The sequence below is a fragment of the Gordonia sp. 'Campus' genome (assembly GCF_022206305.1).
Taxonomy (GTDB): domain Bacteria; phylum Actinomycetota; class Actinomycetes; order Mycobacteriales; family Mycobacteriaceae; genus Gordonia.
This window is the reverse complement of sequence record NZ_JAKOIW010000041.1, coordinates 1-10,245: the sequence shown is the minus strand read 5'-3', so window position 1 is coordinate 10,245 and position 10,245 is coordinate 1. Positions and strand designations below refer to the sequence as shown.

General features: G+C 68.2%; 10 protein-coding genes and 1 pseudogene. 8 read left to right on the top strand and 3 right to left on the bottom strand.

The genetic code is table 11. From position 1 onward, the window contains the following. Positions 1–89 precede the first annotated feature (89 nt). From MAY35_RS23080 to pknB, 4 genes are all read left to right on the top strand, one after another. Complete coding sequence (locus MAY35_RS23080; RefSeq protein WP_238423657.1) at positions 90–1,523, top strand: FtsW/RodA/SpoVE family cell cycle protein; 1,434 nt, start codon at positions 90–92, stop codon at positions 1,521–1,523. Further along, on the top strand, positions 1,520–3,019 hold the full coding sequence (locus MAY35_RS23075) for a penicillin-binding protein 2 (protein WP_238423656.1): 1,500 nt from the start codon (positions 1,520–1,522) through the stop codon (positions 3,017–3,019). Before MAY35_RS23080 ends, MAY35_RS23075 begins: the two co-directional genes overlap by 4 nt. Then, a complete protein-coding gene (locus MAY35_RS23070) occupies positions 3,016–4,383 on the top strand; it encodes a protein kinase (RefSeq protein ID WP_238423654.1) in 1,368 nt (455 codons plus the stop codon). The genes MAY35_RS23075 and MAY35_RS23070 overlap by 4 nt, the downstream gene beginning before the upstream one ends. Positions 4,384–4,480: 97 nt before the next feature. Next, a complete protein-coding gene (pknB, locus tag MAY35_RS23065) occupies positions 4,481–6,421 on the top strand; it encodes a Stk1 family PASTA domain-containing Ser/Thr kinase (protein WP_238423651.1) in 1,941 nt (646 codons plus the stop codon). Between the two features lie 14 nt (positions 6,422–6,435). On the opposite strand, the gene MAY35_RS23060 is transcribed toward pknB, so the two are convergent. Next, entirely contained in the window at positions 6,436–7,095 is a 660-nt protein-coding gene (locus MAY35_RS23060; RefSeq protein WP_238423650.1) for an aminodeoxychorismate/anthranilate synthase component II, read from the bottom strand. A gap of 146 nt (positions 7,096–7,241) precedes the next feature. Here MAY35_RS23060 and crgA point away from each other — a divergent pair, with 146 nt between their 5' ends. Together crgA and MAY35_RS23050 are read left to right on the top strand one after the other, a co-directional pair. Next, positions 7,242–7,532: a cell division protein CrgA gene (crgA, locus tag MAY35_RS23055; protein ID WP_238423649.1), complete on the top strand. Its 291-nt coding sequence runs from the start codon at positions 7,242–7,244 to the stop codon at positions 7,530–7,532. A 117-nt stretch (positions 7,533–7,649) separates the two neighbouring features. Then, the gene (locus tag MAY35_RS23050; RefSeq protein WP_238423646.1) at positions 7,650–8,150 is read left to right on the top strand and encodes a PH domain-containing protein; all 501 of its coding nucleotides are present in this window, start codon (positions 7,650–7,652) and stop codon (positions 8,148–8,150) included. 38 nt (positions 8,151–8,188) lie between these two features. Here MAY35_RS23050 and MAY35_RS23045 read toward each other — a convergent pair whose 3' ends face one another. Both MAY35_RS23045 and MAY35_RS23040 read right to left on the bottom strand, forming a co-directional pair. Further along, a complete protein-coding gene (locus MAY35_RS23045; protein ID WP_238423659.1) occupies positions 8,189–8,902 on the bottom strand; it encodes a rhomboid family intramembrane serine protease in 714 nt (237 codons plus the stop codon). A gap of 209 nt (positions 8,903–9,111) precedes the next feature. Further along, positions 9,112–9,633 (bottom strand): peptidylprolyl isomerase, encoded by a 522-nt coding sequence (locus MAY35_RS23040; RefSeq protein ID WP_238423645.1) that lies wholly within the window; start codon positions 9,631–9,633, stop codon positions 9,112–9,114. Positions 9,634–9,743: 110 nt separating this feature from the next. Here MAY35_RS23040 and MAY35_RS23035 point away from each other — a divergent pair, with 110 nt between their 5' ends. After that, positions 9,744–9,923 carry a hypothetical protein gene (locus MAY35_RS23035; RefSeq protein ID WP_238423643.1) on the top strand — a complete coding sequence of 60 codons (180 nt, stop codon included), beginning with the start codon at positions 9,744–9,746 and terminating at the stop codon, positions 9,921–9,923. Between the two features lie 56 nt (positions 9,924–9,979). Further along, positions 9,980–10,245, top strand: a pseudogene (locus MAY35_RS23030) (hypothetical protein); the annotation flags it as partial.

Genomic DNA, 10,245 nt, shown 5'->3' with positions numbered 1-10,245 from the left:
CCGCAGCAGGGCACGACCGGATCGGCCGCCCCGGCTCCCGTCCCCACACCCGACCAGGACGCCGCCACGAGTTGTCGGCAGCAGGTGCGATGACTCAAGCCGCGCCCGCCCCGCACGCACCGCCACGCCAACCCGCCACGAGCACCGGCCGCAACGCCGAGCTGCTGCTCCTGGTGTTCGGGATAGGCCTGGTGACGGTGGCGCTGCTCATCGTCCAGGCCGCCCAGGGCCAGAACCTGACCTGGGACATCCTCAAATACGTCGCCGCCTACACGGCGCTGTTCGGGGTCGCCCACCTGGTCGTCCGTCGCTACGCACCGCACGCCGATCCGATCATGCTGCCCGTCGTCGCCGTGCTGAACGGGTTGGGACTGGTGCTCATCCACCGCCTCGACCTCGGCACCGGCAACACCGGGGAGTCGGTGAACGCGACCGAGGTGACCAACAACGCCGACCAGCAATTGCTCTGGGCGGTGCTGGGCATCATCGCGTTCTCCGCGGTGCTCATCCTGATCCGCGACCACCGCACCCTGTCGCGGTACGCCTACACACTGGGTCTGGGCGGTCTGGTCTTCCTGATCATCCCGGCGATCCTGCCGAGTGCCTTCTCGGAGATCAACGGATCCAAGAACTGGATCATCACGCCGTTCTTCTCCATACAGCCCAGCGAGTTCTCGAAGATCCTGATCATCATCTTCGCCGCGGCGGTGCTGGTGTCCAAACGCGACCTGTTCATCACCGCGGGTCCGCACATCCTCGGCGTCGACCTCCCCCGCGCCCGCGACCTCGGCCCGCTGCTCGCCGCGTGGGCCATCGCGATCGCCGTGATGGTGGTCCAGAAGGATCTCGGTACGTCGCTGCTGATCTTCGCGACGATTCTGACGATGCTGTACGTCGCCACCTCGCGGGTGGAGTGGCTGGTCCTGGGCATCGGACTGTTCGCGATCGGCGCGGTCTTCGCGTGGTCGATCTTCTCGCATCTGCAGACCCGCGTGTCGGTGTGGCTCAACCCGTTCGACGACTTCGACGGCTCGGGCTATCAGATCGGGCAGAGCCTGTTCGGGCTCGCCACCGGCGGCCTGTTCGGCACCGGCCTCGGCTCCGGCCGACCCAACATCGTGCCGTTCGCCAACACCGACTTCATCATCTCGACCATCGGTGAGGAACTGGGACTCGCCGGGCTGACCGCGATCCTGTTGCTGTACATGATCTTCATCCACCGTGGCCTGCGGACCGGGATCGCGGTGCGGGACAGCTTCGGCAAACTCCTCGCCACCGGCCTGGCGTTCACCATCGCGATGCAGGTCTTCGTGGTCGTCGGCGGCGTGACCAAGCTGATCCCGCTGACCGGTCTGACGACCCCGTTCCTCTCGTACGGCGGTTCGTCGCTGCTGGCCAACTACATCCTCGTGGCGTTGCTGATCCGGATCTCCAATGCTGCTCGGGAGCCCGACCCCGGCAAGAAGCGTCCCGCGGCCACCCCGGTCGAGTCGCTGCCCACCCAGGTGGTGAAACGCCGATGAACAAGCCGATCCGGAACGTGTCCGTGGCGGTGATCGTGATGATCATCGCGCTGCTGGCCAACGCCACCTACGTCCAGGTGTTCAAGGCCGAGGCCCTCAAGACCGACACCCGCAACAACCGGGTGCTGCTCGACGAGTACTCCCGTCAGCGCGGCCTCATCACCACCGCCGACGGCACGGTGATCGCCCTGTCGGTGCCGACCAACAGCCGACTGAAGTTCCTGCGCCAGTACCCGCGCGAGGGTGCCGAGGCGTTCGCGCCGGTCACCGGCTACTACTCGTTCCAGTACCTGGCCAGCCAGATCGAGCTCTACGAGAACGGCATCCTCAACGGTTCCGACGACCGACTCTTCGGTCAGCGGTTCATGGACATGTTCTCCGGTCGCGATCCCCGCGGCGGCAACGTGGTGACGACGATCAACCCGAAGGTCCAGCAGGCCGCCTACCGCGCGATGCTCAACGGTCCGTGCGACGGGCCGTGTCGCGGCGCGGTGGTCGCGTTGCAGCCCAACACCGGCAAGATCCTGGCGATGGTCTCGACGCCGAGCTACGACCCCAACCGGCTGGCCAGCCACGACCAGGAGGTCCGCGAGAGCAGCTGGGAGGCGTGGAACCGTCCGGGTGACACCGCGCAGCCGATGCTGAACCGGGCGATCAGCCAGCTCTACCCGCCGGGATCGACGTTCAAGGTCGTGACCTCGGCCGCCGCCCTGCGCGACAACGTCACCCCGAGCATCCGTCTCACCGCGGCGCCCAGCTTCCCGTTGCCGGGTACCAATGTGTCGCTGCCCAACTACGGCGGCGAGACCTGCCCGGGCTCGTCGGGCGGCACCGTCTCACTCGAGACGGCATTCAAGTACTCCTGCAACACCGCGTTCGCCGAACTCGTGACCGAGAAGATGTCCGACGCGATCCCGAAGTTCACCGAGACCGCGAGTCTCTTCGGCCTCGACCAGCCCGGGCCCGACATCCCGATGCCCGTCGTCGATTCGACCGTGGGACAGATTCCCTCGCTCGATGTTCTCGCGCAGGCCTCGATCGGCCAGCGCGACGTGCGGCTCACCCCGCTGCAGAACGCGATGATCGCGGCGACCGTCGCCAACGGAGGTGTGCGCATGCAGCCGTACCTGGTGGACAAGCTTCAGGCCGCGGACCTGCGGACCCTGCAGACCACGCCGCCGACCACCGCCAACAAGCCGATCACCCCCGAGCAGGCCGCCGAGCTGACCTCGATGATGATCGAGTCGGAGCGGTCCACCGCCGGCGCCGGCGGGCCGGTGTCGATCGCGTCGAAGACCGGTACCGCGGAAAGTGGCTCGAGCACGGACACCCCGTTCTCGTGGTACATCGCCTTCGGGCCGTCGTCGAACGCACAGATCGCGGTGGCGGTCGTGGTGGAGAATGGACAATTCGGTGCGGATTCGGTCGGCGGGACCGTCGCGGCACCGATCGGACGAGAAGTGATCAATTCACTGGTGGGAGGTGGCAGTCGATGACCCTGCAGAACGGCACCACCATCGGTGATCGTTACCGGCTCATCCGCCTGATCGCGACCGGCGGCATGGGGCAGGTGTGGGAGGCCCTCGACACGCGTCTCAATCGGCGTGTCGCGGTCAAGGTCCTGAAGGCCGAGTACACGAACGATCCGGAGTTCATCGCGCGGTTCCGCGCCGAGGCGCAGACGACCGCCAAGCTCAACAACCCCGGCATCGCGAACGTCTTCGACTACGGCGAGACCCCCGACTACAACGGCGGCGACCCGCTCGCGTACCTGGTGATGGAACTCGTCGACGGCGAGCCGTTGAACTCGGTGATCTCGCGCCTCGGCCGGTTGTCGCTGACCAACACCCTCGACATGCTCGAGCAGACCGGACGCGCCCTGCAGGCCGCCCACAGCCAGGGACTCGTCCACCGCGACGTCAAACCCGGCAACATCCTCATCACGCCGATCGGCCAGGTGAAGATCACCGACTTCGGAATCGCCAAGGCCGTCGACTCGGCACCGGTGACCAAGACCGGCATGGTCATGGGCACCGCGCAGTACATCTCGCCCGAACAGGCCACCGGTGACGAGGCGACCGCCGCGTCGGACGTCTACTCGCTGGGTGTCGTCGGCTACGAAGCCCTCACCGGTCGCAGGCCGTTCCTCGGCGACGGCGCGATCACGGTGGCGATGAAGCACATCCGTGAGTCGCCGCCGCCGTTGCCGTCGAACCTGCCGTCGGGTGTTCGCGAACTCATCGAGATCACGATGGCCAAGGATCCGCGCCAGCGGTACGCCAACGGCGGCGAGTTCGCCGACGCCGTGGCCGCCGTACGGGCCGGTCGCCGACCGCCACGACCCGGTGCGATCGCCGGCGCCGTGGCCGGTGCGGCCGGAGCCGCGGCTCTCGGCGGGGCGGTCGCCCGCGCGTCGACACCGCCGACCGGTGCGGCGTCCCGGCCGATCACTCCGCGGCCCACCTCCCGTACCCCGATCGCCCCACCCCCGGACAACAGCTGGACGACCGGGCAGAAGGTGCTGGCCGGTGTCGCGGCGGCGCTGCTCGTCGGTGCGCTGGGACTGATCGGTTTCTACCTGCTCAGCAGCGGCAACGGCGGCGCCACCACCCCGCCCCCGAGCTCGCCGTCGACGACCGTCGAGACCACGACGACGGTCGAACCGACCGAGGAACCCGACGAGCCGACCACGACGCGTCGAACCCCCCGCACCACGACCAGCGAAGAGACCACGACCACCACCGAGACCACGGAGGAGACGACCACGCTCGCGCCGACCGGACCCCCCGACTCGCCGGACCCCGGTGCCGCCACCGGGACCCCGTGCTTCCCAGGAGTGCCGTTCTCACCGTTGTGCTGATGGACGGCGACGGTCCGACCGACTGCGGTACGGACAGACCACATGCGATGACAGAGTGTTCAGATAACAGATCCTGAGGGGCGAACCACCGAGGCCGATGTCGACACCACACCACCTCTCCGACCGCTACGAACTCGGCGAAACGCTGGGTTTCGGTGGCATGTCCGAGGTGCACTATGCGCGCGACCTGTTGCTCCATCGCGACGTCGCGGTCAAGGTGCTGCGTGCCGATCTCGCCCGTGACCCCTCGTTCTATCTCCGGTTCCGGCGTGAGGCGCAGAACGCGGCCAAGCTCAACCATCCGACCATCGTCCAGGTCTTCGACACCGGCGAGGCCGAAACGGAAGACGGCCCGCTGCCGTTCATCGTCATGGAGTACGTCGACGGCGACACCCTGCGGGATGTGTTGCGCGCCAACGGTCCCATCTCGCCCCGGCAGGCCATGACCTGGATGGCCGACGTCGCCGCGGCCATGGACTTCTCCCACCGCAACGGCATCGTCCATCGCGACATGAAGCCGGCGAACGTGATGATCGACAAGTCCGGTGCGGTGAAGGTCATGGACTTCGGCATCGCGCGCGCGATGAGCGACGCGACGTCGACGATGACCCAGACGTCGGCGGTGATGGGCACCGCTCAGTACCTCTCCCCCGAGCAGGCCCGCGGGATCAAGGTCGACCCGCGCAGCGACATCTACTCCATGGGTTGCGTCCTGTTCGAGTTGCTCACCGGGGAGCCACCGTTCACCGGTGATTCGCCCGTCGCGGTGGCCCACCAGCACGTGCACGAGGATCCGCCGTGGCCGTCGCACGTCCGGCCCGAGATCCCGCGTGAACTCGACTCCGTCGTCCTCAAGGCGATGAGCAAGAACAAGGACAACCGCTATCAGTCGGCCGCGGACCTGCGTGCCGATCTGATCCGTGTCCTCGCCGGGGGCAAGCCCTCCGCGCCGATGCTCCTGTCGGACGAGGAGCGCACCGAGTTCATCGACACCGGGCCGCGGCGCCCGACGCGGTCGGAGACGACCGGACCGCGGCGCGCGATCACACCCCGGGTCGGCAACGGCGGGAGCCACCGGCGTGACGAGGACTCCGACGCCCCACCGCGCCGGCGGTCCCGCAAGCTGATGGCGGGCGCGCTCGCCGCCGTCGTACTGCTCGTCGGCGTTCTGTTCCTGTGGTCACCCTGGGGCTCGAGTTCGGCGCCGGAGGTGTCGGTGCCCGCGGTGTCGGGACTCAGTTCCGGCGACGCCGAGTCATCCTTGAGGCGCGCCGGGTTCGAGGTGCGGGTGCTCGAGGAACCCAGCCTCGACGTAGCGGCCGGGCTCGCGACCCGCTCGACGCCGGGCGAAGGTGTGCTCGCGACCGAGGGTTCCGAGGTCGCCCTGTATGTCTCGACGGGGCCCCAGCGTGTGCGGCTGCCGTCGGACCTGGTCGGAAAGACCCCGGCAGAGGCCGCCAAACAGTTGGAGGTCCTGGGGTTCACCAACGTCAGGACCGATCGGGTCGACTCGACGGCCGAGATGAAGGACAAGGTGGTCTCCACCGCGCCCGCGATCGGCACGGAGGTCCCGGTCAACGGCGCCGTCGTCGTCAATGTCGGCAACGGACCGCGTGAGGTGACCGTCCGCGACGTCGTCGGCATGTCCGAAGATCGGGCGCGATCGGTCCTGGAGGAGCTCGGCATGATGGTGGTCGTGGTCGCCTCCGACTCCGACCGTCCCGCCGGCGAGGTCATCAGCACATCACCGGGCCCCGGCTCGACCGCCGAACAGGGCAGCACCGTCCAGATCAGCGTGTCGCGCGGCAACCTGTTCACCGTCCCCGAACTCCGTGGCAAGACGCCCGCCGAGGCACAGGCCGACCTCTCGCGCGCCGGGTGGGAACGGTCGACGCTGACGCGTCAGACGCGCAACGTTCCCCTCGGCAGCCCCGACAACGGCCGGGTCGTCGGCCAGGAACCGAATCCCGGGTCGAAGGCTCGGAAGAGCGGATCCATCACGATCATCGTCGGCCAGGCGAGCCTGCTCCCGAACTGACCGGGCCTCGGCGCTCAGCCGATGGCGGTGGCCATCTCCGCCTCGAGCGCGGCGACGCGGGTCTCGTCGATGTCGATCCCGCAGGTCTTGAGCCAGTTGGCCAGCATCCGGTGACCGCCCTGGGTGAGCACGCTCTCCGGGTGGAACTGCACACCGTGGATCGGCAGCTCACGGTGTGCCATCGCCATGACGATCCCGGATTCGGTGCGGCCGGTCACGACCAACTCGTCCGGGATCGACTCGGGCAGCACCGTCAGCGAGTGGTACCGGGTGGCGGTGAACGGATCGGGGAGCCCCGCGAGCACGCCCGCGTCGTCGTGGAAGACGAGCGAGGTCTTGCCGTGCAGCAGTTCGGGCGCGCGGTCGACGGTGCCGCCGAACGCCGCGCCGATGGCCTGGTGGCCGAGACAGACTCCGAGCAGCGGCACTTCTTCCGCCGCGGCGACGTTCACCATGGGCATGGTCGCGCCCGCGCGCTGCGGGGTACCGGGGCCCGGGCTGAGGAGTACGCCGTCGAAACCCGCGACCGCCTCCCGCAGACGCTCGGGGTCAGCAGGCGCGAGCTGGGGGTCGTCGTTGCGCCACACGACGGCCTCGACGCCGAGCTGGCCCAGGTACTGGACCAGGTTGTAGACGAAGCTGTCGTAGTTGTCGACCACCAGAATGCGACTCACGCGAAAAGGCTACCGCCGAAGCGGGTGGTCGGCGTCGGCGACCTGGTGAGATACCGTAGATCTCGAGTGTTTTCCAGTGGGGACGTGTGTTGTCGCCTCCCACTCGCGTACGACCGCCACGGCGGTGCCGCACAACAGAGGAAGTCATGCCGAAGTCAAAAGTCCGGAAGAAGACCGATTACACGATCAACCCGGCAAGTAGGACGCCGGTCAAGGTCAAGGCCGGCCCTTCCAGCACCATCTACGTGGGTGTGATGCTCGGCCTGATGCTGCTCGGGCTCGCCTGGCTCGTCGTCTACTACCTTGCCGCCACCCCGACCGCGTACGGCGGCGAGGGACAGTTCCTCCACTGGATGGCCGAGCTGAACTCCTGGAACTTCCTCATCGGCTTCTCGCTCATGGTGGCGGGCCTGTTGATGACCATGCGTTGGCGTTGACCTGTTTCCCGTGAAACATCGCCATCAACAGGCTGACCTGCGAAATCACAAGGTTGTGAGTTATCCACACTGTGGAAATGACATGTGTGTAAGTAGTCCCCACTGTGAGTAACCCCTGTGGATAACTCTCCTGATCTGTACACACGCGCCTGGGCCACCCCGATCGGGGCGGGAATCGCCGGTTGCGTCGGCGGGGTGATCCTGATGGTCGCGGCAGTCGTGGTCAGCGGCGATCCGGCCGGGGCCGTCCTGATGGGTGTGGCCGGCCTGCTTCTGGCGGTCCTCGGCGCCTACACCCTCCGGGTGCGTCCGCGCCTGGCAATCATCGACGGCCCGGTTCCCGCGTTGATGATCCGCACCCTGCGCGGCCCTCGGACGTACTCGCGAGAAGAGATCGAGCGGATCCGATTGCTGTCCATCCGCCGCGTGGGTCGACGAGTCGGGCAACTGGAGATCGACGTACTCCCGGAGGGCGCATCGGCGACGCCGGCAGATGAGCCCGAGGGATTGCCCCGCGAGGACACACGACTCGTCGTGTTCAGCCGGTGGGATCTCGGCACCGATCTGCTGACGGTCGCCGATGACCTGCGCGCCGCGGGGTTCGTCGTCGAAGAGTGAAACAGCCCCCGGCCGGGGTGGTTACCAGCGGGAGTGTGTCAGCGGATGTAGGTCAGGCCGTCGTAGGCGATGCCCGCGCCGACACCGAGGCCGAGCGCGAGCACGAGAAGTGCTGCGAGGGCGACCCATCCGACGAGGCTCGCCGACCTCGCATCCCGGCGTCCCGACGGTAGAACGGCCTCGGGCAGGTAGACGATGGCGGCCGTGGCCGCGGCACCGAACGCCAGCCCGCCGAGATGACCCAGCACGGAGATGCCCGGCAGGGAGAACGACAGCACCACGTTGAAACCGATGATGAGCAGCACCGGAACCGGCGAGACGCGGGCCTTGAGGATGATCACGAGCATCGCGCCCATGAGTCCGTAGATGGCTCCGGACGCCCCCGCGGTCAGTGCGCGGTCGTCCTCGAACAGCATGACCGCGGCACTGCCTCCGAGTAGCGCGATGACGTAGACCGCCAGATAGCGGGCGACTCCCAGCGAGAGTTCGAGATCGCGCCCGAGGATGTAGAGCGAGAGCATGTTGACGGCGACGTGCATGACGCTGAAGTGGAGGAAGCCTGCGGTGAGCAGACGCCAGTACTCACCCGCGGCGACGTCGCTCTTCAACAGGTCGCCTGCGCTGAAGATCGACGCGGCACCGGGATCGCCGACCCCGGCCTGCAGGACGCACAGCGCGAAGACCAGCAGGTTCACCGCGATGAGCGCATAGGTGGCATACGGCTGCGTGGCCACTGCGCGCGTGGGAGCAATCGCACGGACGCCGCGTCGCGGACCCGTCAGGGACGGGGACCGTTGGACCCCGTCGTCGCGGAGACATTCCAGACAGTGCTGCCCGACCGACGCCGGACGCAGGCACTCGGGACACGCCGGCCGTCCGCAGCGGCTGCAGGACAGGCCGGTGGGACGGTCGGGGTGCCGGTAGCACACCGCCCGTTGCTGGGCGGTGTGCTCCGGAAAGGTCAGTTGACCTCGATCTTCTCGATGACGACCTCGTCGAGCGGGCGATCGCCGCGATCGGTGGAGGTGGTCGCGATCGCGTCGACGACCTGCTGCGACGCGGGGTCGGTGACCTCACCGAAGATCGTGTGGCGACGGTTCAGGTGCGGGGTCGGTCCGACGGTGATGAAGAACTGCGAGCCGTTGGTGCCCGGGCCGGCGTTGGCCATGGCGAGCAGGTACGGACGGTCGAACTGCAGCTCCGGGTGGAACTCGTCGCCGAACTGGTAGCCCGGGCCGCCCGTGCCGGTTCCGGTCGGATCGCCGCCCTGGATCATGAACCCGGAGATGACCCGGTGGAACACCGAACCGTCGAAGAACGGCCCGGAGTTGCCGCCGGACGCGTTCGGCTTGCTGTACTCCTTGCTGCCGTCGGCGAGCCCGACGAAGTTCTCGACCGTCTTCGGCGCGTGGTTCGGGAACAGGTCGACCTTGATGTCGCCGCGATTGGTGTGGATGACTGCGGAGGTTTTCTGTGTAGTCATGTCTCCATCCAACCACTTGCCGGCGTCCGGGTGACCCGGTGAGCCGTCGAGGTGCGCAAACGTGCCGGGGCGGGGTGGCACCCGTGCACACCGGCTGGCACTCTTGGGCCATGCGCAAGAACTATCTGCTCGCCACACTGGGTGTGGTCGTGGCGTCCGTCTCGGCCGGTGTCGCCGCAGGGGTCGTGCGTCGCGCGCGACGCGTGGTGGCACCTGTCTCCCCCACCGTCCCGCGGATCGAAGAGGTCCGCGAGGCGCTGGCGGAGAGCACGGAAACGCAGGCTTCGTGACCGCCGGCCCCCGGTCCGCGCCCGACCACCTCGTCACCGCCGGGTAATTTGGACCCGTGACCTCTGACGACGAGCGCTCTCCGAACCAGCCGACCCGGTCCGGTGGTGCTGACGAGCGTGCCCGCGACGCACGGTCGACGCCCGAGGCGCCGACGGTGTCGGGGACCTCGGCGCCCTGGGAGCGCGTCCCGAACGCACCGGTCAGCAGCCCGGTCCCGCCTCGCCCGTCGGACCGCCCGAACGCGGGCGGTCCCGGCCCTCGTCCGGGTTTCGCCCCGCCGCCGGGGCCGAGTGGGCCCCGATCCCGGCCCGGTTCCCCGCC

What these genes read in the sequence shown, in the direction of transcription:
- MAY35_RS23080 (WP_238423657.1), top strand. Translation starts at nt 90, where the DNA reads ATGACTCAAGCCGCGCCCGCCCCGCACGCACCGCCACGCCAACCCGCC.
- MAY35_RS23075 (WP_238423656.1), top strand. Translation starts at nt 1,520, where the DNA reads ATGAACAAGCCGATCCGGAACGTGTCCGTGGCGGTGATCGTGATGATC.
- MAY35_RS23070 (WP_238423654.1), top strand. Translation starts at nt 3,016, where the DNA reads ATGACCCTGCAGAACGGCACCACCATCGGTGATCGTTACCGGCTCATC.
- pknB (WP_238423651.1), top strand. Translation starts at nt 4,481, where the DNA reads ATGTCGACACCACACCACCTCTCCGACCGCTACGAACTCGGCGAAACG.
- crgA (WP_238423649.1), top strand. Translation starts at nt 7,242, where the DNA reads ATGCCGAAGTCAAAAGTCCGGAAGAAGACCGATTACACGATCAACCCG.
- MAY35_RS23040 (WP_238423645.1), bottom strand. Translation starts at nt 9,633, where the DNA reads ATGACTACACAGAAAACCTCCGCAGTCATCCACACCAATCGCGGCGAC.
- MAY35_RS23035 (WP_238423643.1), top strand. Translation starts at nt 9,744, where the DNA reads ATGCGCAAGAACTATCTGCTCGCCACACTGGGTGTGGTCGTGGCGTCC.